This is a genomic window from Variovorax sp. GW822-FHT04A09 (genome assembly GCF_058801005.1).
Window position 1 is genome coordinate 512,547 of sequence record NZ_JBXAMV010000001.1, and the last position, 24,080, is coordinate 536,626.

Genomic DNA, 24,080 nt, shown 5'->3' on the forward strand with positions numbered 1-24,080 from the left:
CTACAGCTTCAGCTCCCAGGTCTCGCCCACCTGCGGCTGCCCGTAGCCCTCGTGCGGCTCCGAGTGCGTGAGCTGGAAGCCGCGCTTGGCGTAGATGCTGCGCGCGGCCGTGAGGCAGCTGTTGGTCCACAGCGTCATCTTCTTGTAGCCCTTGCGGCGCGCGAAGGCGATGCACTCGTCCGCGAGCCGTCCGCCCAGGCCCAGCCCGCGCGCGGCGGGCGTGAGGATCAGCATGCGCAGCTGCGCCACGGTGGCCGACTTGCGCACCACGAAGATCGCGCCGACGCGCTCGCCGTTGAGCTCGGCGATCCAGCAACGCTCCCATTCGGGCTGGAACTTGAGCAGGAACTCGCCCGCGATGCCCGCCACGAGCGCTTCGAAGCGGTGATCCCAGCCGTACTCGCGCGCGTACAGCTCGCCGTGCTGCTGCACCACCCAGCCGATGTCGCCGGGCGCCGGGTCGCGCAGCACGGCGGCCTGGGGCCGGGCCGGCGGCGCGGCAGGTTCGAGTAGCGACTGCACCGTGTCCATGGCCTGCACCAACTGGTTCTGCTGTGCCGGCGGCAGCGCGGCGAGCAGGGCGGCGGCTTCGTCGCGCGATTTCTGTTGCAGCGGCGCAAACGCGGCATGGCCGGCTTCGGTCAGGCGCAGCACGCTCTGGCGGGCGTCGCGCGGGTGCGGCTCGCGCGTGAGCCAGCCGTGGGTTTCGAAGCGGCGCAGGATGCGGCTGAGGTAGCCGGCGTCGAAGCCCAGGTCGCGCCCGATCTCGCTGGCGACGGGGGTTTCGCGGTGCGCCAGCTCGTAGAGCACGCGCACGTCGGTCAGCGACAGGTCGCTGCCCAGGTAGGGGTCGAGGGCGCCGATGCGGCGCGTGTAGAAGCGGTTGAAGCGGCGGATGGCCTTGACGGCGGACGGGTCGACGGAGGGTGTTGGTGTGGGCATGGTTGCCATTGTCATTCAAATTGGTTGACTTTAGCAATCAAATAAGAGCCCTCGCATCCCGGGGCAAGGGATCTTCAGGGCGACAGAAATGCTGGAAAACCCTAAAATCGAGGGTTGCCCACACAGGCGGCGCCCCGGCGCTGTCCGCTTCCACCGATGAACGCCCCCGTCGACGTCTCCTTTTTTGCGCGTGCCGCCAAGCCGCTGACCAGCTACCGCAAGTACTGGGCGGCCCGTTTCGGCACGGCCAAGTTCCTGCCGACCTCGCGCAAGGAGATGGACGCGCTCGGCTGGGACAGCTGCGACATCATCGTGGTCACGGGCGACGCCTACGTCGACCACCCCAGCTTCGGCATGTCGGTCATCGGCCGCATGCTCGAGGCGCAGGGCTTCCGCGTGGGCATCATCGCGCAGCCCGACTGGCAAAGCGCCGAGCCCTTCAAGGTGCTGGGCAAGCCGAACCTGTTCTTCGGCGTCACGGCCGGCAACATGGATTCGATGATCAACCGCTACACGGCCGACCGGAAGATCCGCAGCGACGACGCCTACACCCCCGGCGACGTCGGCGGCTCGCGCCCCGACCGCGCGGCCATCGTGTATTCGCAGCGCTGCAAGGAAGCCTGGAACGACGTGCCGATCATCCTCGGCGGCATCGAAGGGTCGCTCCGCCGCATCGCGCACTACGACTACTGGTCGGACAAGGTGCGCCGATCCATCGTCGTCGATGCCAAGTGCGACCTGCTGCTGTACGGCAACGCCGAGCGCGCCATCGTCGAGATCGCGCACCGCCTGGCCGCCAAGGAGCCGGTGCAGCAGATCACCGACGTGCGCGGCACCGCCTATGTGCGCCGCGAAACGCCCGAGGCCTGGTTCGAGATCAACTCCACCAGCGTCGATGAACCCGGTCGCGTCGAGGCGCACGTCAACCCGTACCTGATGGTGTCCGACCAGGCCAAGGCCAACGGCGCCACCTGCGCGAAGGAAGACGAGGCCGAAGCTGTCGCCAAGGCCGCCGAAGCCGCGGGCTCTGCCGCCGGTTCGGTCGTCAACCCCGCCATCAAGCCGCTGAACTTCGTGCCCAACCCGGCGCTGCAAGGCCGCGGCAAGATCGCCGTGCCGCCGCGCGACCGCTCGGTGATCCGCCTGCCTTCGTACGAGCAGGTGCGCAGCGACCCGGTGCTCTACGCTCACGCCAACCGCGTGCTGCACCTGGAAACCAACCCCGGCAACGCCCGCGCACTGGTGCAGGCGCACGGCGAGGGCGCCACGGCGCGCGACGTCTGGATCAACCCGCCGCCCATTCCGCTCACCACGGCCGAGATGGACCACGTGTTCGACCTGCCGTACGCGCGCAGCCCGCACCCGCGCTACGCCGACGAGAACGGCAGCCACGACGGCGCGACCAAGATCCCCGCGTGGGAAATGATCCGCTTCAGCGTGAACATCATGCGCGGCTGCTTCGGCGGCTGCACCTTCTGCTCGATCACCGAGCACGAGGGCCGCATCATCCAGAGCCGCTCGGAAGACTCGATCATCAAGGAGGTCGAGGCCATCCGCGATTCGGTCAGCGGCTTCACCGGCACCATCTCCGACCTGGGCGGCCCCACGGCCAACATGTACCGCCTGGGCTGCAAGAGCCCCGCGATCGAGGCGGCGTGCCGCAAGCCCAGCTGCGTGTACCCGGGCATCTGCCCGAACCTGGGCACCAACCACGACCCGCTCATCAAGATCTACCGCCGCGCGCGGGCGCTCAAGGGCATCAAGAAGATCCTCATCGGTTCCGGCCTGCGCTACGACCTGGCCGTGCAGTCGCCCGAGTACGTGAAGGAGCTGGTGCAGCACCACGTCGGCGGCTACCTGAAGATCGCGCCCGAGCACACCGAGCAGGGCCCGCTCACGAAGATGATGAAGCCCGGCATCGGCAGCTACGACAAGTTCAAGCAGATGTTCGAGAAGTACTCGGCCGAGGCGGGCAAGAAGCAGTACCTCATCCCGTACTTCATCGCCGCGCATCCGGGCACCAGCGACGAGGACATGATGAACCTCGCGATCTGGCTCAAGAAGAACGGCTTTCGCGCCGACCAGGTGCAAACGTTCTACCCGAGCCCGATGGCCACGGCGACGACGATGTACCACACCAACAAGAACCCGCTGCGCAAGATCACGCGCGAGAGCGAGACGGTGGACATCGTGCGCGGCGACAAGCGCCGCCGCCTGCACAAGGCCTTCCTGCGCTACCACGATGCCAACAACTGGCCGCTGCTGCGCGAAGCCCTGAAGAGCATGGGCCGCGCCGACCTCATCGGCAACGGCAAGCACCACCTGATCCCGACGTGGCAGCCGCTGACCGATGGCGGCTACACCAGCGCGCGCCGCAAGAACTCGACCTCCGCGCCGGTGGCCGCCAAAGCTGCGGCACCGGTCAGGCTCGCGCCGGTGAAGCCCTCCAAGGGCCGCATCCTCACGCAGCACACGGGCCTGCCGCCGCGCGACAACGGCAGCGGCGGCAAGCCGCTCAACAAGCCTTCGCGCAAGGTGCGTTGAGGCCTGGTCGAAGGCGCGGTCAGCCGAAGGCCGCGTGCTTCGACAGCCAGAACACCCACGCCCCCAGCGCCGCGCAGTGCAGCGCGACCGTGACGTGGAACCTCCACAGGAAACTCGCCTTGCTCGACTTGTGCCGCAGTAGCTGCTGCGCGCACCAAGCGCCCGGCCAGCCGCCCGCGAGCGCGAGCAGGTGCAGCGTGCTTTCCTGCGTGCGCCAGCGCCCGGCCTGCGCCGCGCGCTTGTCGAAGGCGTAGGCGCCGAAGGTAAGCAGGCTCAGCCCCGCGACGACCGCCAGCGCAAACAGCGGCAGGCGGCCGAGCCAGACGGCGGCGCCCAGGCCCAGCACATAGACCCCGATCAGCCACGCGCCCCACGGCGTGCCGGCCGCGCTGCGACCTGAAGGCCGGCGCGGCTGCGCGCGTGAGGCTGCGCGGGGTACGGCACCGGCCGAGGCCGCAGCCGCTTCCACGGCCATGGCCCGCGGCCCCTTGCCGCCGACATGGATCTCTTCGAAGTGCACCGCCATGCCGACCTGCGGCTTCAGCTGACGGTCGCGAAAGTCGCGCAGGTGCACGAACACGTCGGCCGACACCTCCGGGCTGCGGATGAAACCGAAGCCGCGTTCGGCCTCCCAACGAACGAGTCGACCTTGGCGCTTCATGGATAGCGGTGAAAGAGGGCAGGGCACATGCGGGCGATTCTCTCTTGTGGGCGCGGGGCGCCGCTCCTATCATCGGCCGCTCATGCACCTGCATCACTCTCCCCCTTCGTCGACCTGCCGCTGACGTTCGCGCGCGCCTCGCGCCGCGCCCGTCAGGCCCGCAAGTGGTCGCTGCCGTCCGCCTTCTTCCGTTGAGCGAAGACAGGCCGGGCGGTGGCCGGATGGTCATGCCCGCCCCCGGCAATGCGTCGACGCGACGCCGAGGCGACGGGCCTCACGGAGAGTTTCAACATGAATGCAAGAACAACGGCCGCCCTGGCCTGGGGCGGCGTGCTGCTGGCCGGCGTGCTCTGGGGCGGCGGCGCCCTGGTGGCGCAATTCCTGATCGACGGCGGCATCGCGCCGCACAGCCTGTCGCTCGCGCGCTTCGCGCTGGGCATGCCGCTGCTGTGGTGGCTGCATTGGCAGGCGACGCGGCGCGCGCCGGCCGTCGATGCCGGATGGCGCCATCTGACGCGGCGCGAGCAGGGCCACGTCGTCGGCACCGGCGCCGCGATGGCGCTGAACGTGAGCTGCTGGTTCGCCGGCATCGCGCACCTGGGTGCCGCGCTGCCGACGGTGATCTCGATCTGCTGCGCGCCGCTGATCGTGGCCTGCGTGTCGGTGCTGCGCGGCTACGAACCCTTCGGCGCACGCCTGCTCGGCGGCCTTGTGCTCGCGCTGGCGGGCGTGCTGCTGCTGGTGATGCCGGCCGCTGGCTGGGGCGCCTTGCCGACGGGCTACGGCGCCGGGCTCGCGTGGTCTTTTGGCTCGGCCGTCTGCTACGCGCTGGTGGTGCTGGGCAACGCGCGCATGCCGGCGCGGGTGCCGGCCGTGACCGCGTCCGCCTGGGGCATGAGCGCCGCGGCGCTGTGCATGCTCGGCGTCGCCGTGGCGAACGGCATCACCTGGCCCGAGGGCACGGCGCAATGGACGGGCGCGGCCTACACCGGCGTGGCCACCACCTCGGTCGCCTACCTGGCCTTCGCCTGGGGCGCGCGTCGGCTCTCGCCGACGGCGGCGGTGGTCGGCACGCTGATCGAGCCGCTGGTGGCGGCCTGGCTGGCGGCGCTGTGGCTGGCCCAGCCGATGGCGCCGCGCCAATGGCTGGGCGCGGCGCTGCTGGCGGGGGCGATGCTGCTGCTGGTGCGGCGGAACCGGGGTATCGTGTAGCCCCATGACGAGCAGTTCGCCCCCCGTGCCGGTTTCGTGGAAACGCATCCTGGCGGTGGCCGCCTGCTGCGGCGTGTCGCTGCTGGCGCAGGCGGCGGCCCCCGAGGCCTCCGCGCCCGCGGGGGCCCAGGCCCTGCGCGCCGAGCACCAGAAGCTCAGCGACAAGCTCGACCAGAGCCGCTTCGGGCGTCCCGTGCAGCTCGATTCCACCGAGACGCCCGGCGGCCTCGAGGGCGACATCTATGCCGTGGTCGAACACCCGCTGTCGAAGGTCAGCGCGGCGCTCAAGGGCTCGGACCACTGGTGCGAACTGCTCACGCTGCACATCAACAACCGGCGCTGCCGCATCAGCACCTCGCCGCAGGGCAAGGAGACGCTCACGCTGTTCGTGGTGCGCCGCTACGACAAGCCGGTCGACCAGGCCTTCGAGCTGCCTTTTGCCTACCGCGTGGCCAGTGCCACGCCCGAGCACCTGCAGGTCGAGATGTCGGCCGACACCGGTCCGTTCGGCACCAGCAACTACCGCGTGCGGCTCGAAGCGGTGGCGCTCGACGAGCGCAAGACCTTCCTGCATTTCAGCTACGGCTACAACCACAACACGATGGTGCGGCTGGCCACGCAGGCCTACCTCGCCACCTTCGGCAGTTCCAAGGTGGGCTTCACCGTGGTGGGCAAGGGCGCCGACGGCCAGCCCGAGTACATCCGCGGCCTGCGCGGGCTGGTCGAGCGCAATGCGATGCGCTACTTCCTCACGCTCGACGCCTACCTGGCCACCGGCGCCAACGACCCGGCCGAGCGCCGGCAGCGCTACTGGTTCGCGGCGGCCGAGCGCTACCCGCGCCAGCTGCACGAGGTCGACCTGGACACCTACCTCGCGGTGAAGCGCGAAGACCGCCAGCGCGACGGCAGCGGTCGCTGAGAAGGCGCCGACCACCGCAACCTTTCGGTTGCAGTTTCACGGGCTTGTCATCTGCCTCGGCATTAATCGCCGGGGCTTGCGCCTTTGCGCGGGCGCATCACAAGGACAACAAGCAATGCGCAAGACAACAAGAGGATCGAGGATGGGATGGCTGGCGCTCGTGGGCGCTGGCGCGGTGCTGACCGCCTGCGGCGGCGGCAACGGCGGCGGGGGCGGCTGGTCGTTCCCCGTGGGCGGCGGCACCACCAATCCGCCCGCTGCACAGTCGAAAACCGGCACCTTCCTGGATGCCGCCGTGGAGGGCCTCGACTACGTGGCCGGCAGCGCCGCCAAGGCCGCCACCAACGCCAAGGGCGAATTCATCTGCAAGGACGGCGAGACCGTCACCTTCAGCGCCGGCGCGCTGGCCCTGGGCAGCGCCGCATGCGGCGAAGCGATCACGCCGCTCACCCTGGCCGGCGGCAGCGACGTGAAGGCCGATGCCGTGGTCAATCGCCTGCTCGCGCTGCAGAGCTTCGACGAGGACCGCGACCCCGCCAACGGCATCCGCCTGACGCCCGCGTTCAAGGCTGCGTTGACGGCCGGCGCGCTCGATTTCAACGCCGCGCCCGACGCCTTCCACACCGCGCTCAACGCGGTGCTGGCCGCGTTGCCCGCTCCCTACAATGCCCGCATGGTCGACGCGAACCGCCGCATGCTGGCCCGAGAGCACTTCGAGGACACGCTGGCCTCGCGGCTGGGTGCACCGGTCACCGAAGCGTCGACGCAGACGAACCAGCTCGGCGCCATCGGCATCGCTGTCACGCGCTATCAGCTGCAGGCCGACACCCGCTTCCACGTGCCCTACGAGGGCGACAACGCGGACATCAAGGCCGACTTTCCCCAGGGCTTCCTGCCGGCCTACGGCTCGGGCCTGGCGTTCAAGGGCAAAGCCGACGACGGCGCGCTCGAGTTCTACGCCATCACCGACCGCGGCCCGAACGGCGACGGCCCGACCGCGCCCGTGCCCGGCGGCGGCGACGGTGTCACCAGCATCAGCAAGGTGTTCCCGGCGCCATCGTTCGCGCCGAGCTTCGGCATCGTGCGCGTGGGCAAGACCGGCGCGGTGCTCAGCACCAGCGTGCCGCTCAAGCGCGACGCCAACACCAAGATCACCGGCCTGCCGCCGCGCTCGGGCGTGGGCTCGACCGGCGAAACCCCTCTGACCGACCAGTACAAGTTCGACGAAGCCAAGGCCGGCTACGACGCCAACGGCCTCGACCCCGAGACGCTGGTGCTCGACAAGGCGCGCAACGTGCTGTGGACCAGCGACGAGTACGGCCCCTTCATCGCGCGCCTGAACATCGCCAGCGGCGTGGTCGAGAAGAAGTACGCGCCCGGCCCCGGCGCCACCGACCTGCCGGCCGTGCTGGCCCAGCGCCGCCCCAACCGCGGCATGGAAGGCCTGACGCTCGATGTGGCCAGCGGCGTGCTGCACGGCTTCCTGCAGAGCCCGATCGATCCGCGCGACGCCAACGGCAAGTCGATCAAGGCCAAGCCGCCGGGCGGCAGCAACACCGACGTGCGCCACATCGCCAAGTTCACGCGCTGGCTCGCGTTCGATCCTGCCACCGAGACCTCGAAGCTCTACGCCTACCCGATCGACGGCAGCCAGTACGACAAGGACCGCACCGGCAACGCCAAGCTCGGCGACATGGTGAGCCTGGGCAACGGCCGCTTCATCGTCATCGAGCAGGGCGCGCGCAAGGGCGACGGCAAGGTGTTCAACAAGCTGATGCTGGTGGAGCTGCCGGCCAACGCAACCGACATCAAGGCCCTCGACCACAACCTGGAGATCAGCAGCATCACGCAGGCCGTGTCGAACGGTGCCGACTATTCGACCGTGGTGACGATGCGCAAGACCGAGCTGCTCGACCTGAACGTGCTGGGCTGGCTGGCCGAGAAGGCCGAGGGCCTGACCATCGTCGACGACCAGACCCTGGCGTTGGTGAACGACAACGACTTCGGCTTGGGCACCGTGCTGCTCGCCGCCGATGGCACCCGCCTGGCTGGCAGCGTGGAAGAGTGCAAGGTCGATGTCGACGGCAAGCTCCGCGATTGCCCGGCGGGCGCGACCGAAGCACGCATCACGCGCGGCTCCGACCTGGAGCGGCCGACGCGCATCTGGCTCATCAAGCTCGACCGCAAGCTGAGCGACCTGCGCCTGCCGGCGTCCTGAGCGCCGTCAGTCGGCCAGCGTGAGCAGTGGCACGTCGCGCTCACGGCCCATGGCCTCCAGCTCGGCGCGCGTGCACGTCGCGAGCCAGGCGGCCAGCGCCGCGTGCGTGGCCGGCGCCATCATGTCCGGCGGTGCCACGCCGGCCACGTCGCACAGGCGCGCCGCGAAATGCGGCTCCAGCGCCGCCACCGCCACGCGGCCGTCGGCGCAGGGGTAGACGCGGTAGCCCGCGTGCGCGCCGCCCACCGCGCCGTCGGGCTTCGTCAGCCCCCAGGTGCGGGGCAGGGCGAGCCAGTCGGCCGAGGCGTTCAGCGCCACCTCGAGGTACACGCCGCCGCGCTGGCGCGTCTGCTGCAGCACGGCCTTCAGCACCGCCTCGCTCGCGAGCAGCGCGCCGCCCATGTCGGCGTACAGCGTGGGTGGCAGCGCCGTGCCGGTGACGAGGCCGCTCTCGGCGAGGTAGGTCAGGTCGTGGCCCGGCTCCTCGGCGCGTTCGCCCGGCGCGCCGACGATGGCGACCTGCGACAGCGCCGGATGCCGCGCCTGCAGCGAGGCCCAGTCGAGCTTCAGCTTCTGTAGCGCCGACGGGCGGAACGAGGTGAGCAGCACGTCGGTGCGGGCCAGCTCGGCGTGCAGCTGCGCTTGACCCGCCTCGGTCTTCAGGTCGACCGTGCGGACCTCGACGCCCTCGTGCAGCGCCGTGTACGCGGGCCGGTTGTACAACCCCATCGGATCGCCGCCGGGCGGCTCCAGCTTGAGGCAGGCCGCGCCCATCGTGCGGCAGCGCAGCAGCGCGGCGGGGCCCGGCAGGTTGAGCGCCAGGCTCAGCACGCGCACGCCGTCGAGCGGCAGGAAGGAAGCATCGGAGGAACGGGGCATGGGTCGTGTGTCCGGAAGGTCCAGGGGTGAAAGGGAAGGGGGCGCGGCCATTTTCACCCGCCGGCAGAGCCAGATTCCGCAAGCCATGGCGCCCTGGCAGTCGTAGCATGCGGCCGATGGCAGCACGCGCTCCTGCCGCTGCCGCAACGCCAAGGAGACCCCTCATGTTCGAAGCATCCCTGATGCGCGGCCAGCGCATCCTCGTCACCGGCGGCGGCACCGGCCTCGGCCGTGCCATGGCCGAGCATTTCTTGAGCCTGGGCGCCGACATCGCCATCTGCGGCCGGCGCCAGGCGGTCTGTGAAGAAACCGCCGCCGCCTGGCGCCAGCAGTTTCCCGATCGGCGCATCGATGCCTTCGGCGTCGACATCCGCATCGCGCAGCAGGTCGACGAGATGGTCGAGAGCCTGTTCCAGAGCGGGGGGCTCACCGGCCTCGTCAACAACGCGGCGGGCAACTTCGTCTCGCCGACCGAGAGCTTGTCGCCGCGCGCCTTCGACGCCGTGGCCAACATCGTGTTCCACGGCAGCTTCTACGTGACGCAGGCGGTGGGCAAGCGCTGGGTGGCGCAGGCCAAGTCGGGCGCGTGGAAGCCGGGCGATGCCTTTCGCAGCGTGATGAGCATCATCGTCACCTGGGTCGACAACGGCAGCCCGTACGTCGTGCCTTCGGCCATGAGCAAGGCGGGCATCGAGGTCATGACCAAGTCGCTCGCGGTGGAGTGGGCGCGCCACGGCATCCGCCTGAACGCCGTGGGCCCCGGCGAGATCCCGACCGAAGGCATGAGCAAGCGCCTGAACCCCGGCGAGGAACCCGGCGCGCGCAGCATCAAGACCAACCCGATGGCGCGCGTGGGCCGCATGAGCGAGCTGCAGAACCTCGCCTCCTTCCTGATGGCGCAGGGCCAGTGCGACTGGCTCACGGGCCAGAGCATCATGATGGACGGCGGCAATGCGCTGGCCACCGGCGGCAACTTCTACGAGCTGCGCGAGTGGAGCGACGCCGACTGGCTGGCCGCGCGCGAACGCATCGAGGCGCAGAACCAGAAGGACAAGGCGCAGCGCTGACGCTTACTTGCGCGGCGCCTTTGCCGCACCCACGGTGACCTGCTTGCGCACGGGGCTCGACAGCACGAGCGAGGTGGTCACCGAACCGTCGACTGCGAGTGCGTCCACCACGCGCTCCAGGTCGGTCGGCTCGGCGATGGCGCAGCGCACGAAGAAGCAGTCGGCGCCGGTCACGCGGTCCACCGCGAGCACCTCGGGCATGGCCTCGAAGAGCGCGAGGTAGCGCGCAATGGCCGCATGCGTGGTGTCGATGCGGATGATGGCCTCCAGCCCCACGCCCAGCGCGCGCAGGTTCACGCGCGCACCGTAGCCTTCGATCACGCCGGCGTGCTCCAGCTTGCGCACGCGCTCGCTCATCGCCGGCTGCGACAGGCCGATGCGCTTGCCGATCGCCGCCAGGCTCTGGCGCGCGTCCGTCTGCAGGGCCTCGAGGATGAGGCGGTCTTTCTTGTCGAGGGTCATGGCGTGGGCGAAAGAAGAAGGGACCGATGATCGATCGGTAGGCGGCGCCGATTTTCGATGGGTTGCCCTTCTGCGCGCGCGGCGCCGGCGCTATGGTGGCAGTCATCTTTTTCCAGGAGACCCCATGCAACTCGTCGGCATGCTCGACTCGCCCTTCGTTCGCCGCGCCGCGATCTCGCTGCGCCTGCTCGGCCTCGGTTTCGAGCACCGCTCGATCTCGGTCTTCAGCACCTTCGAGCAGTTCCGCGCGATCAACCCGGTGGTGAAGGCCCCGACGCTGGTGTGCGACGACGGCACGATGCTGATGGATTCGACGCTCATCATCGACCACGCACAGGCGGTCACCGGCCGCAGCCTGTGGCCTGCCGACCCGGCCGGTCGGCTGCGTGACCTGCGCCTCACGGGGCTCGCGCTCGCGGCCTGCGAGAAGACGGTGCAGATCGTCTACGAGCGCAACCTGCGGCCCAGCGAGAAGCAGCACCAGCCGTGGGTCGATCGCGTGCAGGGCCAGCTGAACACGGCCTATGCCGAGGTGGAGCGCGAACTGGCCGCCGCGCCGCTGGCGGCGCCCGACGAGCGAACGATCACGCAGGGCGGCATTTCGGCGGCGGTGGCCTGGACCTTCACGCAATTCATCCTGCCCGACGCCGTGCGCCCGTCGGACTTTCCACTGCTCGCCGCCTACACGGCGCAGGCCGAGCAGCTGCCGGTGTTCGTCGGCGCGCCGCTGGTCTGAGCGACCGCGCTCAGGCCGCGATGTCCGCCCCGCGCTCGGCCAGCAGGCCGCGCAGCAGCGAGCGGTGGCAGTGCGACTCGTCTTCGCAGTAGCAGCCGACCGCGAGCGCAGCGGTGTGCGAGAGCGCCGCGAGCAGGTCGAGGCTGCGGCTGGCGTCGGCCTCGGCCATCTCGGCCTTGTACTTGCGCATGAAGGCGTTCCATTGCGCCGGCGTCTCGGCTTCCTGGCCCAGCTTCATCGTCTCGGCCGACGGCGCGAGGTTGGGGTACCACACGTCGTACCAGTTCTGCGCGGCGAACTCGGTCTTCGGCACGCCGCGCGGCGGGCGGCGCACGGTGCCGATGCGCAGTCCCTCGCCGGGTGCGCGCGGGGTGCCGAGGCGGACGATGCGGATGCTCATGACGGGGATCTCCTTGGGCTGTTGTTGTGGTGTGTTCGACTGTCAGGTGCCGACGATACCGCCGTCGCGTCGGCGGATCGCCAGCGTGGCCGAGCGCGGGCGCGCGCTGCCGGGCGCCGCGCCGTCGGGCCAGGCGCTGTTGTGCTTCGCGTCGCCGTCGTCGCGCGACTCGCCCGGGTGCTGGATGTTGACGAACAGCGTGCGCCGGTCGGGCGTGACCACGCAGCCCGTGATCTCGCAGCCGTTGGGCCCCGTGAGGAAGCGCTGGATGCGGCCCGTGGCCGGGTCGGCGCACAGCATCTGGTTGTTGCCGAGCGCGGCATAGGGCGGCTTGCCCATGGACTGCCCGCTCATGTCGGTCTGGATCCACAGCAGCCCGCCGCTGTCGAAGTGCAGGCCGTCGGGGCAGCCGAACACGTCGGCGTGGTCGCCGGGGTAGCGCGCGCCGGCACCGGGCTGCGCGGGGTCGCCTGCGAGCGCGTAGTGGTCCCAGGCAAAGGCGGTGCTCGCCGCGTCGCCGCCGTCTTCGCGCCAGCGCAGGATGCCGCCGAAGAAGTTGGGCGCGCGCGGGTTGGCGGCATCGGCGCCGGGCTTGCCGAGGTCGCCGCGCTGCGTGTTGTTGGTGAGCGTGACGTACACCTCGCCGCTGCGCGGATGCACGGCGATCCATTCGGGGCGGTCCATCTTCGTGCCGCCGACGATGTCGCCCGCCAGCCGCGCATGAATCAGCACTTCGGCCTGATCGGCGAAGCCGCTGGCGGCGTCGATGCCGTGGCGCCCGTGCACGAGCTCAAGCCAGCGCCCGCGCCCATCGGCGTCGAAGCGCGCGACATGCAGCGCGCCCTCGTCGAGCAGGTGCCGGTTGGCCGCGCGTGCGGCGGCATCGGTGCCGGGGCGCACGGGGTCGCGGCTCACGAACTTGTAGATGTATTCGAAGCGCGCGTCGTCGCCCATGTAGACCACCACGCGGCCGTCCTTGGCCACGGTGCAGGTCGCGCTTTCCTGGCGCTTGCGGCCGAGCGCGGTGCGCTTGACGGGCACCGATTCGGGGTCGAAGGGATCGATCTCGACCACCCAGCCGAAACGGTGCGGCTCGTTCGGGTGGCGGCTCAGGTCGAAGCGTTCGTCGAAGCGCCAGTACTCGACCCACTGCGCGCCCGGCACCGTGCCGTAGCGGCGCTGCGCGGGTGTCGCGTGATTCGCTGCCTCCTTCGGGCCACCGAAATAGCCGTGGAAGTTCTCCTCGCAGGTCAGGTAGGTGCCCCAGGGCGTGACGCCCATCGCGCAGTTGGCGAAGGTGCCGAAGACGCCGGTGCCCGCCGGGTCGGCGGCGGTGCGCATCAGCGGCGTGCCCGCGGCGGGGCCGGCGATGCGCATCGGTGTGCGGCCGTGCACGCGGCGCGCGTAGGGCGAGGGCAGCACCTGGCGCCAGCCTTCTTGTGTGCGGTGGACCTCGATCACCGACACGCCCATCGCATGCAGCGACTTGCGGACCTTGTCGGCGTTCCAGGCCTTCACGCCGTCGGTGTGCAGCAGTTGCTCGTCGGTGTACTCGTGGTTCATCACGAGCAGGCCGCGTTCGCCGCGCGCATCGAGCGCGAAGAAGTGCATGCCGTCGTGGTGCATGCCGGCCTGCAGGGCCTGCTCGTCGGCGCTGTTGCCGGCGTCGGGCGCGAAGGCCGGCATGCGGCCCGCAACGCCCGTGGGCGCGCCCCAGGGGTAGAGCATCTGCCACTCGTATTCCGGCGGTACCACCACCGCGTCGCGTTGCGAAATGGGCACGCTGGTGAAGAAGCCCGACGGGGTCGTCGCGCCCGTGGAAGACGGCAGCTGCGAGCGCGCGCAGCCCTGGCCGAACAGCGCGACGACGGCGGCGGTGGCGCCCGATTGCAGGAGAAAGTGACGGCGGTCCAGGGGCATGGCGAGGCGGCGGAGGTGTTGGGTCGGCGACAGTGCGCATCATCGCCCAGCGGCCCGGTCGCGCGATACTGGACCGATACCCGGACACCGACAGGAGACATGCAATGAGCGACCGTATCGAATGGACCCGCCACGCCGACGGCGTGGTGGAACTGCAGCTGGCGCGCGCCGACAAGATGAACGCGCTCGACCCCGCGATGTTCGACGCGCTGGTCCAGGCGGGCGAAGCGCTGCGCGACGACAAGAACGTGCGCGCCGTGGTCATCGCGGGCCGCGGCAAGGCCTTCTGCGCGGGGCTCGACATGGCGTCGTTCGAACGCATGGGGCAGGGCGCCGCCAGCGACGTGCTGGGCGCCGCGGCCGGCGGCACCGACCTGGTCGCGCGCACCCACGGCCTCTCGAATGCCGCGCAGCAGGTGGCGATGGTGTGGCGCGAAGTGCCTGTGCCGGTCATCGCGGCCGTGCACGGCGTGGCCTTCGGCGGCGGGCTGCAGGTGGCGCTGGGCGCCGACATCCGGCTCGTGGCCGCCGACACGAAGCTGTCGGTGATGGAGATCAAGTGGGGCCTCGTGCCCGACATGGCCGGCATGGTGCTGATGCGCGAACTGGCGCGCACCGACGTCGTGCGCGAACTCACCTTCACTGGCCGCATCTTCTCGGGCGAAGAGGCCGTGCGCCTGGGCCTGGCCACGCGCGTGGCCGCCGACCCGCTGGCCGAGGCGCTGCAGATGGCGCACGAGATCGCCGCCAAGAGCCCCGACGCGATCCGCGCCGGCAAGCGGCTGCTGAACGCGTCGCTCGCGCACAGCGCCGCCGAGCTGCTGATCGCCGAGTCGGTCGAGCAGCAGGCGCTGATCGGCAGCCCCAACCAGCTCGAGGCCGTGAAGGCCAACATCGAGCGGCGGGCGCCGCAGTTCAGCGCGCCGGCCTGAGTTTCTTCTTCTCGCTTTTTCCTGCGTTCCTCGCGGTGCGGACACCGCGAGGCGCAGCTGTTTGCGCGCCCGTTTCCGCCGGCCGAAGTGGCGGTCGCAACATTTCGTATGCCAAAAATCGTACACAAAGCGCGCCATCCGTGTCTTTGTGTAAGAATTAAGTAGTTGTTTTCCCGAGTAATTCGGCGGAATTGACCGCACTTTGTGTGCAGAAGGTCACGTCTTGCCGTATGCCCTCGGTCGGGAAAATGACTATCGGAGTCACACTCGAAAACAATTAATCAACTTTTGCTTTGGCTAGCGACGGCGTTCCGCATGTCGACGAATACGTTTTTTTGCAATCTCAGCGTGCCCATCCTCGTGGGCGAGGACCGCTACAAGTACGTCCCGATCGTGGGGGTGTTTCGCAGCATCCCCATCGAGCAGGTCGACGAGTGGGTGATGCACCCCGACGGCCGTCCGCGCAGCGATCGCGAACTCGCCGCCGAAGTGCTGGTCGAAATTCGCAAGCCGCTCGGCACCAGCGGCCACACGGCGCCGAACGCCTTCGATGTCGCCGACATCCTGCAACTCGATCGCGCGGCTGCCATCGTGGTGTCGACCTTTCTCGCGGCGCTGCCGCGGGTCTGAACACCGCCTCGCGGCGTCTTCCTTTTTCTTCCCGTCTCAGCTCGCGATGGCGCCGACCGCCCAGTAGAAGGTCGGCCGTGCACCGTTGAGCAGGTGGTCGCCCACCACGCGTCCCTTGTAGATCGTCGGGTTGTGCGATGCCAGCGTGCGCGCATTGCGCCAGTGCCGGTCGAGCCGCCGGTCTTCCTGCAGCGCCGAGGCGCCGCCGATGTCGAACAGCCGCGTGCCCGCCTGCAGCACCGCATCGACGATGCCGGCCTGCGCCTTGGCGGTGTTCAGCTCCACCTCGAACAGCAGCTGCTCGGGCACGGCCTCGCCGCGCTGCAGATGGCGATCGACCTCGCCCAGGCCGCGCGCCACCGCCTGCACGGTCGACGCGGCCACGAAGGCCGTGCTCGCGAGCTGGCCGATCACCTGCTGCACCAGCGGGTCTTCGCGCGGCGTGGCGCCGCTGCCGTGGCTGTAGACGCGCTTGCGCGGCTGCACGAAGGCCACGGCATCGCGCACGATGGCGCGTGCGATGCCCGCCAGCGTCGCCAGGTGCGTGAGCTGGAAATGCGCGGTGAGCGGCGTGGGCTGGTCGCGCACGTACAGCAGCACGTGCTCGGGCTTCACGCGCACCTGGCGAAAACGCGTCGTGCCCGAGGCACTCAGGCGCTGGCCGAAGCCGCGCCAGTCGTCGACACGCTCGACACCCGCGGCTTCCGCCGGCACGAGCGCGATCACGCGGTCGCTGCTGCCGTCGTCGTTCAGGCGCTGGGCCGCGACCGAGATCCAGTCGGCGTAGAGCGTGCCGGTGCTGTAGAACTTGTCGCCGTCCAGGCGCCATGTGTCGGCGCTGCGCGCGTCGCGTGTGAGCGTGGTCTGCAATGCGCCGAGCGCGCCTTCGCCGAGCTCGGTGGTGGCGTTGCCGAAGATCACGCCGTCGGCCGCCAGGCGCATCCACGGGCCGTGCAGCGCGGGGTCGATCTCGGCGAACAGGCGCTCGATGAAGCCGAAGTGCGCGCGAAGGATCTGCGGCAGGTTGGAGTCGGCCTCGCCGAGTTCGATCAGCAGGTCGTACAGCTGCTCGACCGAGGCGCCCAGGCCGCCGTGTTCGAGCGGCACGCGCAGTGCGCCGAAGCGCGCGGCCTTGAGCCAGGCGACCGGCGCGTAGGCCAGTTCGCGGTCGTTCTCGCGCTGCGCCGCGTGCTCGGCGATGCGCGCGAAGACGGGGCGGAAGCGCTCGGCGAGTTGCTGAGACGAAGGTGCGAGGGTGGAAGGGCGGGCGGGAGCCGTGGGCGCGGCGGGGCGCGTCGGCGTGTCGTGGATGGATGCCATGGAGAGCCGGGCGGCCCCGAGGGCGCGCCGGAAAAAGAGCGATACAGGCGTGGGACTGTGCCCGCGCCAGGCCGTCGCTGGGAAATACGCTTTTCGTGTTTTCTTATGCGCGGCGGGCGGGCTGCGCCGTCGCCTCAGAACTCGCCCTTGAGCCCCACGCGCACGCCCACCGATCCGCTCGAGCCGCTGACCCCGGCGGAGAGCGCCAGCGGCATGTCCGTCGCGAGGCGGTGCACGACGCTGGCACCCATCGCGGAGTGGCCCTTGTAGTTCGCCAGCTGCGCGGCCCAGCTGGTCTTGCCCGGTGCGGACGGCATCGGTGCGTCGCCCATCGCCATCGCCGCGGCCACGCCCTTGGCCGCGAAGCTGCGCGCTTCGGACACCGCGGCCGCCGTCAGCTGCTGCGCCTGCTGCAGGTTGACCGCGTCGGTGGGCAGCACGCCCGGCGCCACGTTGGCGATGCTGCGCGTCTGGCCGGTGGCGGCATTGCCCACCGACACCGAGTTGTCGCGCGTGGCCACCGAACCCTGGCCGAGGGCGACCGAGTTCGATCCCGCGGCCAGCGTGTTGGCGCCCAGTGCCACCGCGTTGTTGCCCGTCGCGACGGCGTCGTTGCCGACGGCGGTCGTCGGATCGGCCAGCGCCTTCGCGCCCGCGCCGATCGCCACCGAGCCCGCGTAGCGCGCCTGCGCCCCGTTGCCGATCGCCGTGGTGTTGTCGCCGTTAGCGATGGCGTTGGTGCCCAGCGCCGTGGCGCCCGTGCCCGTGGCCTGCGTGCCGGTGCCGCAGGTCACATTGCCGCCGCTGAAGCTGCACAGGCCGTTGGACAGCGCCTGGTTCATGACGCCCTGCAAGGCGGCGATCTGCTGCATCGTGAAGGTGTTGGCCGTGGTCAGCGCGCCTTGCTGCACCTGCTGCAGCTGGCTGACGTTGGCGGCGTCGGTGGCGGCGACGCCCGCGCGCACGTTGCTCAGCGTGGTGCCGGCGCCGCCGTTGGCGTTCAGCGCGACCTGGGCACTGCCCGCGCCGTACTGCACGGAGTTGTTCGCCACGCCCAGTGCGGTGTTGGCCGTGCCTTGGGCCGTGGCTGCGGCCGTGGTTGCGGTGTTGGCGGTGCTTTGTGCCGCGCCCGCGGCGTCCCTGGCGAGGACGGCCGTGCCATTGGCCGCGGAGGCCGCGGCCTGTGCGGTGTCCGCGGCCTGCCGCACGGTGTACAGCTGGCCGCCGTTGACGGCATCGGTGCTGGTGGCGTTCACCGCGCCGGCGCTCACGTTGACCAGGCCGCGCGTCTGTCCCGCGCTGCCGAAAGACACGGTGTTGGCCGATGTGGCGACCGAGTTCGCGCCGATGGCCACGCCGCCGTTCGCACCGTTCACGACCCGGCTGCCGGAGCCGATCGCCACGCTGCCCGTGGCCTGCGCCGCCGCACCCGAGGCGGTGTCGCTCGCGCCGCCGATGGCGGTGCTGCCGTTGCCGGAGGCCTGGGCGCCCTGTTGGGTGCCCAAAGCGCTGCCGATGGCGACCGCGGCGTTGCCCGATGCCTGTGCGCCGCTGCCGCCCGATGGGCCGTTGTTGCCGCAACAACCGTTGCTGCCTGTGGCTCCCGCGCCGAGTGCGATGGCCCCGCCCGCCGATGCCACGGCACCACGTCCTCCAGCGCCGCCTATGCCGCCTGCTTCGCTCGATCCGCCGGTCCCTCCGCCGCCGACGGCCGTTGCGCCGCCGGCGGTGGCGCTGGCACCGGTGCCACCCGAGCCACCGGTTCCGCCAGAGGTCGCGGCCCCGCCATTGCCCCCCGCACCCAGTGCTGTCGCGCCGTCGAAGGCGGCCGAGGCTGCGGCGCCGCCGAGGCCGCCTGTTCCTGCCGAACTGCTCGTGCCTGCGCTGCCCGCATCGCCGTGCGTCAAGCCGGCCGCATGGACGCTGCCTGCGGCTAGCAAGGCCACGGCAGCCAAGTGCCGAAGGGCGCGGACGCGCGACGGTTGCCCATGGACACCATGGATGTGGACGTGGATCGGCATGGACTCTTCCCCTGTGAAAGCAAACAAGACAAACGCGACGGAGTGTGTCTTTTTGCCCTCGAGGGAGCCATCACCGAAAACTGGTACGAGCCCTCGCCAGGGTGCTAGATCGCCTTGACTTCGAAGTACGCCTCGTCCGTGTCGCCCAAGTCGCGAAAGCCTGCCGTGCGCGCAGCGTCGTAGGCCTTGACCCAGCGCGCGGCCAGCGCGATCTCGCGCTTGGTGAGGTCGGTGTCGCTCGACTCGCTGGCGTTCTGGAACGCGCGCATTGCTGGCAGCACGTCGGCGCCCAGCTGCTTTTCGAGTTCGCGCCGGAAGCGTTGCTCCGCGACCCTGACCGCATCGGCCGACGAATGGGGGTAGTCGATCAGCTTGGCGGAAAAGGCGTCACGCGGTTCGTCTTCGTTCTCTTCGAGCGTGGCCGCAGCGGCGGGCTCGTGGAAGTTGAAGAGGGGCGAGGGCGGCGTTGCCGGCCGGGGGAAGAAGAGTTCAGCTTGGGTCATGGTTCACCCACGCGTTGGACTGGGATGCGTTCTTCGGCATGTGGATTCCTTGAGAATACTGTTTAAATGTACAGTATTGAATCCAGAATTCAAATGACAGACGGCGCGCATCTGGCGCATGGAGCCCTCTGCTTTAATGGCGCCTTGCCGGGGAGGGCCCAGGCGGTGTCACAGCGGAAGGCGACGTGCAGATGGATTGGATGACCGTCCTGGGGACCGTCGGAGTGATCGTCCTCCAAGGGCTGTCGTTCTGGTTCCTCTACTGGCTCTGGAAGAAGCTTCGCACGCCCAAGGCGCCCCGGGCGGGCGCTGCGCCCCTTGCGATCAAGGGCGGCGCGGTGCCCGTCGTGGCCACCTTCACCGGCCTGCGCGGCCTGCCGTGGGTGGCGCTGGCGACCAACAGCCTGAACCCTGTCTTCCGTATCGAAAGCGAGCAGCTGGTGTATCGCGTGCTGCGCCAGCGCGAGCGGCCTTTCGCGGACATCCGCCAGGTCGACGTGCGCGAGGCCTATGGCACCTTCAACCTGATCTTCGAGTTCCACGACGCGCGGCGGACCTTCGTGGCCAATGTGGGCACTGCGGCGCGCGGGGCGCAGGCGTTGGCGCTGCTGCCGCCGGGCGTGCCGTTGTCCGCGCGTGCACAGGCCGCTGTCGCCGACAGGCACTGATGGCCGCCATGTCCGCAGCCTTTTTCTCGATGGTGCCCTTGCTTGTCTACGGGCTCGTGGCCTGGTTCGTGGCCATGGTCGCCTTGCTCGTGCTGGGCCTTGTGTGGCTGGCGTTGGACTGGCCGGGCGCCGTGCCGCTGTCCAGGTTCGCGGCCTGGTTCGGTTTCCTCACGGATGCGGTCTTCAGTCTCCTGGGGGGCTTCGCCATGGGCGCCTTCGCTGTCTGGGACACGATCAAGAAGTCGCGAACGGCCATGACGGACCTGCCTTCGATGGCCGAATACATCATCGTCCCGGTGGTGCTGGGGGTGCTGTCGCTGCTCATCATGAAGCACGGCTGGTACACCTTGACCACCAGGCTGCGTGGCAAGACACGCTGAAGGCGCAAGCGGCCAGGGTCGGCGTCCGCTGCCCGTGCCATTCTTTCAGCGACGATTCGTTGTCAGGTGGTCCTTCCCTTGCTCGGACGGCCAGAGGCCAAGGGCCTCAACGGCCGGGTCCGAAATGATTCTGCGCAACGCACCGGCGCCCGCCGGATTGCACTGCATTGCAGGCGTTCTCGGCGGCGGCGTACTGCTGTTGGCGCGTCTGGCGTTCCGCAGCGATCTGGGCGGGTGTCACGCCGGGCTCGGTAGGGCAGTTGGCGGCGATCATGTCCAGCACCGTCTTTGTCATGAACATCACCGTTTCCTGGCTGGCGGTGATCGAGGCATTGGGGGCGACCTTCGTCGCGATGACCGACTGCTTCATGGCTTCGCAGGTCTGGCTGGAAAGGCGCGTTCCGACAGGGCGGCTGGCCGCGTTGGCCGTGCCCCCTGGCGACGAACCTCCGCCCGCGGCCGTGCTGCCACCCGACTCACCCGTCATCTGCCGCGCCGTCGTGGCCGCCAGCGGATGGTCGGGGAAGCGGCTCATCAAGGTGCGCTGCACTTCGCGCGCGCGGGCGCGGTCGCCCTGGGCGTTCAGCTCGTCGGCGCGGGCGAAGAGCTGGCCTGGGTTCATCGTCTGCAGGCTGGACTGGAACTGCTGCTCGGCGCGTGCAGCCTCTTCGCGCTTGCGTTGCTTCTCGGCCTCTGCTGCGAGCCTGGTCTTCTCGGCGGCCTCGCGGGTGGCGGCCTCGCGCGCGGCCGGCAGATTGACCTCGGTGCGGACACCGGCCACGTCGTACTGCGTGCCCACCGACAGCTTGCCGTTCTCGTAGCGGCCTTCTTCGGCCAGCGTGCCATCGGCGCGGTACTCACGTCCTTGTGTGCGCCAGTTGGTGCTCATGCTTCCTTCGAAACGTGTGCCGTCGGCGCGCGAAAAAGTACCCTGGAAGGATGCGTTCTTGCTCCATGTGCCTGACCGCGTCGATCCGTCCCTGAGCGCCTGCACGCCTTGTCCTTCGCGGTTGTCGCTGGCCACCTCTCCCACGTAGCGATTGCCATTGGGGGCGTACAGCATGTCGGCGGCGCCATGCACGCGATTGGCGTTGAACTGTCCGCGCTGGATCTCGCCATCGGAAAAGATGCGTGTGCCGGTGCCGTCTGCCTTGCCGTCCTTGACTTGCCCGTAGTAGACCCAGGTCGTGTCACCGTTGCTCTTGCCTGACAGCATGTCGCCAGTGCCCACCTCGCGCACGCGTGCCCCGATCTCCTGCGACAGGCGCTGCGGCTGCGCCAGGCCGCCGAGCTTGCGCTCGTTCTCGCGGTCATCGCCGCCGAGCACCGCGGTGAACATCGCATCGGGCGTGACCTCCTTGCGATAGAAGCCGAAGAAGTTGCGCGTGCCTTCGCCGATGGCCGTCTGCAGCCGCTCGAGATAGCCCTTGGCGCGTGCGCAGGTCTTCTGCGCGCTCAGCACGAAACGGCAACCGATGTGGGCCGAGCAAAGGTCGGCCTGGGTGACCGTGGCTTCGTCCTTGAGCTCGAGGCAATTCGCGATCTCGGGATTGACCTGGGCCCGCGCTGCCATGGGGACCGCGAGCACACAGGCGCTGAGGATGAGTGCCGACAGGAAAGGGTGCGGGAGCTGGATTGCCTGCCTGGGGCGCTGGCGCCCTTTGCGCATGGAGTTGGAAACGGGCGCTGTTTCTCGTGCGGTGGTCGCCATCGTCATGACGTTCTCCTCGGTCTTGTGATCGGCCGAATCTAGCGGAGCGATCTGCAAACCAAATACCGCTTTTGTGGGAGTCCACGGGAACCGGTGGGTCGTGTCGTCTGGCGGCGATACGAGAGGCGCATGCCGGCGCCGCGGTGGGGCGCAGGGCTTCCCGACATGCGATCAGGACGCGGACGACAGAGGGGAAATGGTGTCCGGAGGAGGTTGAAGGGGGCGCAACCAGGTCGTCACGTCGCCAGTGCGCCGTTCTTGATCGGCTGCGGGAAGTTGGTCGCTGGGCCGACGCCACAGAGCCTGAGCCGCCCTGAATTGGGCCTCGATCCTGGCTTCGGTCAGGGCCGAGGACCGTGCAATACTGGCGCGATGACTCGCATCGAAAAACTACTTGAGGGGATCGATCTTCAGGCTGCGGCGGGGATCGAGATCGGAGCACTGGACAAGCCCATCATTCCGCGGGAATCGCCCGGGGTGTTCTATGTTGACCACGTAGACACGCCAGCCTTGCGCGAGAAGTACGGCGACGATCCGCAGGTCAACGTGGACAACCTTGTTCATGTCGGTGGAGTCTGGGGCGAGAAGGGACTACCGGAGATCGCAGCCTCCGTGGCTCCCGTGGATTTCCTTGTCGCCTCGCACGTCATCGAGCATGTTCCCAACCTCATCGCCTGGCTGAAGGAAATCGAGGCGGTGCTGAAGCCCACGGGAAGCCTGCGCTTGGCGATCCCAGACAGGCGCTACACCTTCGACCTGCTGCGAACCGAAACCGTGCTGGCCGATGTCCTGTCCGCCTATCTCGTTGGCGCGCGTATTCCTCAGATCCGGCAGGTGATCGATGACGTGGCGAACGTTGCCGAGGTCGATACGTGGCACGTCTGGGACGGAACGCTCGACCGCTCGCGCCTGGCATTGCTGCATCCGCCGGCCGACATCGAGATGCTGGCGCGCGACGTGCTGGAGAACCAGACGTACCGTGATGTGCACTGCTGGGTGTTCACCCCGTCGTCATTCGCCCAGCTCATGGGGCGGATGGCCGAACTGGGCTACCACTCGTTCAAGTGCACCCGACAGTTCCCGACCGAATACCACCAGAACGAATTCATCGTGCACGCCCAACCAGGTGCGAATGCCGCAGAGGCGGCCGCGAGCTGGCAAGCGATGTTCGTTGATGTGGAGCGCGATGCCGTGGAGAAGGCGGAGCCTGCGGCTCTGGAACGGGCAATGGCTTCGCGAGATGCCGAGATCGAGGCGCTCCAGGCACAGGTGGCAAACCTGAAGGCAACCATCAAGGCCTTGAAGGATTCGAACTCCTGGAAGGTCACTGCGCCCATGCGTTCAGTCGTGCACGCCCTGCGGCGCGGTCGCTGATCTGGCGCTTACCACCAAGCAGGTACGGGCATCCGCCGCAGCGACCAAGGGAAAGGGTGAGCAGGGTCGGCGGCCACCGTTGCTCGTGGCGCAAGAACGCCGGCTTCTACGGAGGAGAAACGGCTGTTTCCGGCTCTTTGTGGGGGAACGCGGAGCCAAGAAATGGCCTGCCCGGAGGGGATCGAACCCCCGACAACCTGCTTAGAAGGCAGGTGCTCTATCCAACTGAGCTACGGGCAGATTCCGGTCGAGAAGCGAGGGCGGGAGCCTTCGGTCCTCGGGCCGCAAGCGGTGCGGCAACAGACCCGAAAAATCAACGGTCTGGACGCTTCTGCCTCTGACCGGGGAAGCGCGGATTCTACCTACATCCCTCCATGCACGACGCCTTCGGCGGCGGTCGTTGAGAGGGCGAAAGGGCGGGGTCGGCGCGGGACGACACCCTGGCGGTCTCAGCGGCCTGCTTCGACACGAGCTGCTTCTTGCCGCAGGTGCTGCACCGGTAGAACCTGAGGGCCGGCAGCATCCTCATCCAGGTTCGCCGCTCGATGCGGCGAAGGCCGGCCAGGCCGCAGGAACATCGG

The 24,080-nt window shown here is 69.3% G+C and carries 21 protein-coding genes and 1 tRNA gene; 11 read left to right on the plus strand and 11 right to left on the minus strand.

What is annotated here, in order from left to right:
• Complete coding sequence (locus AC1RLW_RS02190; RefSeq protein WP_493192092.1) at positions 1 to 942, minus strand: bifunctional helix-turn-helix transcriptional regulator/GNAT family N-acetyltransferase; 942 nt, start codon at positions 940 to 942, stop codon at positions 1 to 3.
• 156 nt (positions 943 to 1,098) lie between these two features.
• On the opposite strand from AC1RLW_RS02190, the gene AC1RLW_RS02195 reads away from it, so the two are divergent.
• Entirely contained in the window at positions 1,099 to 3,486 is a 2,388-nt protein-coding gene (locus AC1RLW_RS02195; RefSeq protein WP_159276554.1) for a YgiQ family radical SAM protein, read from the plus strand.
• A gap of 19 nt (positions 3,487 to 3,505) precedes the next feature.
• Here the strand turns inward: AC1RLW_RS02195 and AC1RLW_RS02200 are convergent, their stop codons facing one another.
• Positions 3,506 to 4,147: a DUF1294 domain-containing protein gene (locus tag AC1RLW_RS02200; RefSeq protein WP_493192093.1), complete on the minus strand. Its 642-nt coding sequence runs from the start codon at positions 4,145 to 4,147 to the stop codon at positions 3,506 to 3,508.
• A 291-nt stretch (positions 4,148 to 4,438) separates the two neighbouring features.
• Here AC1RLW_RS02200 and AC1RLW_RS02205 point away from each other — a divergent pair, with 291 nt between their 5' ends.
• From AC1RLW_RS02205 to AC1RLW_RS02215, 3 genes are all read left to right on the plus strand, one after another.
• Positions 4,439 to 5,359: a DMT family transporter gene (locus AC1RLW_RS02205; RefSeq protein WP_493192094.1), complete on the plus strand. Its 921-nt coding sequence runs from the start codon at positions 4,439 to 4,441 to the stop codon at positions 5,357 to 5,359.
• Positions 5,360 to 5,363: 4 nt separating this feature from the next.
• On the plus strand, positions 5,364 to 6,278 hold the full coding sequence (locus AC1RLW_RS02210; protein ID WP_307586849.1) for a hypothetical protein: 915 nt from the start codon (positions 5,364 to 5,366) through the stop codon (positions 6,276 to 6,278).
• A 142-nt stretch (positions 6,279 to 6,420) separates the two neighbouring features.
• A complete protein-coding gene (locus tag AC1RLW_RS02215) occupies positions 6,421 to 8,496 on the plus strand; it encodes an esterase-like activity of phytase family protein (RefSeq protein WP_493192095.1) in 2,076 nt (691 codons plus the stop codon).
• 6 nt (positions 8,497 to 8,502) lie between these two features.
• Here the strand turns inward: AC1RLW_RS02215 and AC1RLW_RS02220 are convergent, their stop codons facing one another.
• Positions 8,503 to 9,375, minus strand: a complete 873-nt coding sequence (locus tag AC1RLW_RS02220; protein ID WP_493192096.1) for a CoA transferase — start codon at positions 9,373 to 9,375, stop codon at positions 8,503 to 8,505.
• A 164-nt stretch (positions 9,376 to 9,539) separates the two neighbouring features.
• On the opposite strand from AC1RLW_RS02220, the gene AC1RLW_RS02225 reads away from it, so the two are divergent.
• Positions 9,540 to 10,442 (plus strand): SDR family oxidoreductase, encoded by a 903-nt coding sequence (locus tag AC1RLW_RS02225; protein WP_493192097.1) that lies wholly within the window; start codon positions 9,540 to 9,542, stop codon positions 10,440 to 10,442.
• A 3-nt stretch (positions 10,443 to 10,445) separates the two neighbouring features.
• Here the strand turns inward: AC1RLW_RS02225 and AC1RLW_RS02230 are convergent, their stop codons facing one another.
• Entirely contained in the window at positions 10,446 to 10,904 is a 459-nt protein-coding gene (locus AC1RLW_RS02230; RefSeq protein WP_062481605.1) for an Lrp/AsnC family transcriptional regulator, read from the minus strand.
• Positions 10,905 to 11,028: 124 nt separating this feature from the next.
• Here AC1RLW_RS02230 and AC1RLW_RS02235 point away from each other — a divergent pair, with 124 nt between their 5' ends.
• A complete protein-coding gene (locus AC1RLW_RS02235; protein WP_493192098.1) occupies positions 11,029 to 11,640 on the plus strand; it encodes a glutathione S-transferase in 612 nt (203 codons plus the stop codon).
• Between the two features lie 10 nt (positions 11,641 to 11,650).
• Here AC1RLW_RS02235 and AC1RLW_RS02240 read toward each other — a convergent pair whose 3' ends face one another.
• Both AC1RLW_RS02240 and AC1RLW_RS02245 read right to left on the minus strand, forming a co-directional pair.
• A complete protein-coding gene (locus tag AC1RLW_RS02240) occupies positions 11,651 to 12,040 on the minus strand; it encodes a DUF488 domain-containing protein (protein WP_095745624.1) in 390 nt (129 codons plus the stop codon).
• 42 nt (positions 12,041 to 12,082) lie between these two features.
• A complete protein-coding gene (locus AC1RLW_RS02245; RefSeq protein WP_493192099.1) occupies positions 12,083 to 13,960 on the minus strand; it encodes a PhoX family protein in 1,878 nt (625 codons plus the stop codon).
• Positions 13,961 to 14,064: 104 nt separating this feature from the next.
• Here AC1RLW_RS02245 and AC1RLW_RS02250 point away from each other — a divergent pair, with 104 nt between their 5' ends.
• Together AC1RLW_RS02250 and AC1RLW_RS02255 are read left to right on the plus strand one after the other, a co-directional pair.
• A complete protein-coding gene (locus AC1RLW_RS02250; protein WP_493192100.1) occupies positions 14,065 to 14,892 on the plus strand; it encodes a crotonase/enoyl-CoA hydratase family protein in 828 nt (275 codons plus the stop codon).
• Positions 14,893 to 15,240: 348 nt separating this feature from the next.
• Complete coding sequence (locus AC1RLW_RS02255; RefSeq protein WP_223301334.1) at positions 15,241 to 15,522, plus strand: hypothetical protein; 282 nt, start codon at positions 15,241 to 15,243, stop codon at positions 15,520 to 15,522.
• 36 nt (positions 15,523 to 15,558) lie between these two features.
• Here the strand turns inward: AC1RLW_RS02255 and AC1RLW_RS02260 are convergent, their stop codons facing one another.
• The 3 genes from AC1RLW_RS02260 to AC1RLW_RS02270 all read right to left on the minus strand — a co-directional run bounded on the left by AC1RLW_RS02260 (position 15,559) and on the right by AC1RLW_RS02270 (position 19,366).
• Positions 15,559 to 16,842 (minus strand): acyl-CoA dehydrogenase family protein, encoded by a 1,284-nt coding sequence (locus tag AC1RLW_RS02260; protein WP_493192101.1) that lies wholly within the window; start codon positions 16,840 to 16,842, stop codon positions 15,559 to 15,561.
• 134 nt (positions 16,843 to 16,976) lie between these two features.
• Positions 16,977 to 18,788 (minus strand): YadA family autotransporter adhesin, encoded by a 1,812-nt coding sequence (locus AC1RLW_RS02265; RefSeq protein WP_493192102.1) that lies wholly within the window; start codon positions 18,786 to 18,788, stop codon positions 16,977 to 16,979.
• Positions 18,789 to 18,967: 179 nt separating this feature from the next.
• The gene (locus AC1RLW_RS02270) at positions 18,968 to 19,366 is read right to left on the minus strand and encodes a hypothetical protein (RefSeq protein ID WP_493192103.1); all 399 of its coding nucleotides are present in this window, start codon (positions 19,364 to 19,366) and stop codon (positions 18,968 to 18,970) included.
• Positions 19,367 to 19,590: 224 nt separating this feature from the next.
• Between AC1RLW_RS02270 and AC1RLW_RS02275 the strand changes: the two genes are divergently transcribed.
• Both AC1RLW_RS02275 and AC1RLW_RS02280 read left to right on the plus strand, forming a co-directional pair.
• Positions 19,591 to 20,034, plus strand: coding sequence for a hypothetical protein (locus AC1RLW_RS02275; protein ID WP_493192104.1), 444 nt, complete (start codon positions 19,591 to 19,593; stop codon positions 20,032 to 20,034).
• 8 nt (positions 20,035 to 20,042) lie between these two features.
• Entirely contained in the window at positions 20,043 to 20,414 is a 372-nt protein-coding gene (locus tag AC1RLW_RS02280) for a hypothetical protein (protein ID WP_157755098.1), read from the plus strand.
• Between the two features lie 106 nt (positions 20,415 to 20,520).
• On the opposite strand, the gene AC1RLW_RS02285 is transcribed toward AC1RLW_RS02280, so the two are convergent.
• Positions 20,521 to 22,131, minus strand: a complete 1,611-nt coding sequence (locus tag AC1RLW_RS02285; protein WP_493192105.1) for an MORN repeat-containing protein — start codon at positions 22,129 to 22,131, stop codon at positions 20,521 to 20,523.
• 366 nt (positions 22,132 to 22,497) lie between these two features.
• Here AC1RLW_RS02285 and AC1RLW_RS02290 point away from each other — a divergent pair, with 366 nt between their 5' ends.
• Positions 22,498 to 23,499, plus strand: a complete 1,002-nt coding sequence (locus tag AC1RLW_RS02290; protein WP_493192106.1) for a methyltransferase domain-containing protein — start codon at positions 22,498 to 22,500, stop codon at positions 23,497 to 23,499.
• 163 nt (positions 23,500 to 23,662) lie between these two features.
• Here the strand turns inward: AC1RLW_RS02290 and AC1RLW_RS02295 are convergent.
• Positions 23,663 to 23,739: transfer RNA gene (locus AC1RLW_RS02295), tRNA-Arg, on the minus strand.
• Positions 23,740 to 24,080: the final 341 nt, after the last annotated feature.

What these genes read in the sequence shown, in the direction of transcription:
- AC1RLW_RS02190 (WP_493192092.1), bottom strand. Translation starts at nt 942, where the DNA reads ATGCCCACACCAACACCCTCCGTCGACCCGTCCGCCGTCAAGGCCATC.
- AC1RLW_RS02195 (WP_159276554.1), top strand. Translation starts at nt 1,099, where the DNA reads ATGAACGCCCCCGTCGACGTCTCCTTTTTTGCGCGTGCCGCCAAGCCG.
- AC1RLW_RS02200 (WP_493192093.1), bottom strand. Translation starts at nt 4,147, where the DNA reads ATGAAGCGCCAAGGTCGACTCGTTCGTTGGGAGGCCGAACGCGGCTTC.
- AC1RLW_RS02205 (WP_493192094.1), top strand. Translation starts at nt 4,439, where the DNA reads ATGAATGCAAGAACAACGGCCGCCCTGGCCTGGGGCGGCGTGCTGCTG.
- AC1RLW_RS02210 (WP_307586849.1), top strand. Translation starts at nt 5,364, where the DNA reads ATGACGAGCAGTTCGCCCCCCGTGCCGGTTTCGTGGAAACGCATCCTG.
- AC1RLW_RS02215 (WP_493192095.1), top strand. Translation starts at nt 6,421, where the DNA reads ATGGGATGGCTGGCGCTCGTGGGCGCTGGCGCGGTGCTGACCGCCTGC.
- AC1RLW_RS02220 (WP_493192096.1), bottom strand. Translation starts at nt 9,375, where the DNA reads ATGCCCCGTTCCTCCGATGCTTCCTTCCTGCCGCTCGACGGCGTGCGC.
- AC1RLW_RS02225 (WP_493192097.1), top strand. Translation starts at nt 9,540, where the DNA reads ATGTTCGAAGCATCCCTGATGCGCGGCCAGCGCATCCTCGTCACCGGC.
- AC1RLW_RS02230 (WP_062481605.1), bottom strand. Translation starts at nt 10,904, where the DNA reads ATGACCCTCGACAAGAAAGACCGCCTCATCCTCGAGGCCCTGCAGACG.
- AC1RLW_RS02235 (WP_493192098.1), top strand. Translation starts at nt 11,029, where the DNA reads ATGCAACTCGTCGGCATGCTCGACTCGCCCTTCGTTCGCCGCGCCGCG.
- AC1RLW_RS02240 (WP_095745624.1), bottom strand. Translation starts at nt 12,040, where the DNA reads ATGAGCATCCGCATCGTCCGCCTCGGCACCCCGCGCGCACCCGGCGAG.
- AC1RLW_RS02245 (WP_493192099.1), bottom strand. Translation starts at nt 13,960, where the DNA reads ATGCCCCTGGACCGCCGTCACTTTCTCCTGCAATCGGGCGCCACCGCC.
- AC1RLW_RS02250 (WP_493192100.1), top strand. Translation starts at nt 14,065, where the DNA reads ATGAGCGACCGTATCGAATGGACCCGCCACGCCGACGGCGTGGTGGAA.
- AC1RLW_RS02260 (WP_493192101.1), bottom strand. Translation starts at nt 16,842, where the DNA reads ATGGCATCCATCCACGACACGCCGACGCGCCCCGCCGCGCCCACGGCT.
- AC1RLW_RS02270 (WP_493192103.1), bottom strand. Translation starts at nt 19,366, where the DNA reads ATGACCCAAGCTGAACTCTTCTTCCCCCGGCCGGCAACGCCGCCCTCG.
- AC1RLW_RS02280 (WP_157755098.1), top strand. Translation starts at nt 20,043, where the DNA reads ATGTCCGCAGCCTTTTTCTCGATGGTGCCCTTGCTTGTCTACGGGCTC.
- AC1RLW_RS02285 (WP_493192105.1), bottom strand. Translation starts at nt 22,131, where the DNA reads ATGACGATGGCGACCACCGCACGAGAAACAGCGCCCGTTTCCAACTCC.
- AC1RLW_RS02290 (WP_493192106.1), top strand. Translation starts at nt 22,498, where the DNA reads ATGACTCGCATCGAAAAACTACTTGAGGGGATCGATCTTCAGGCTGCG.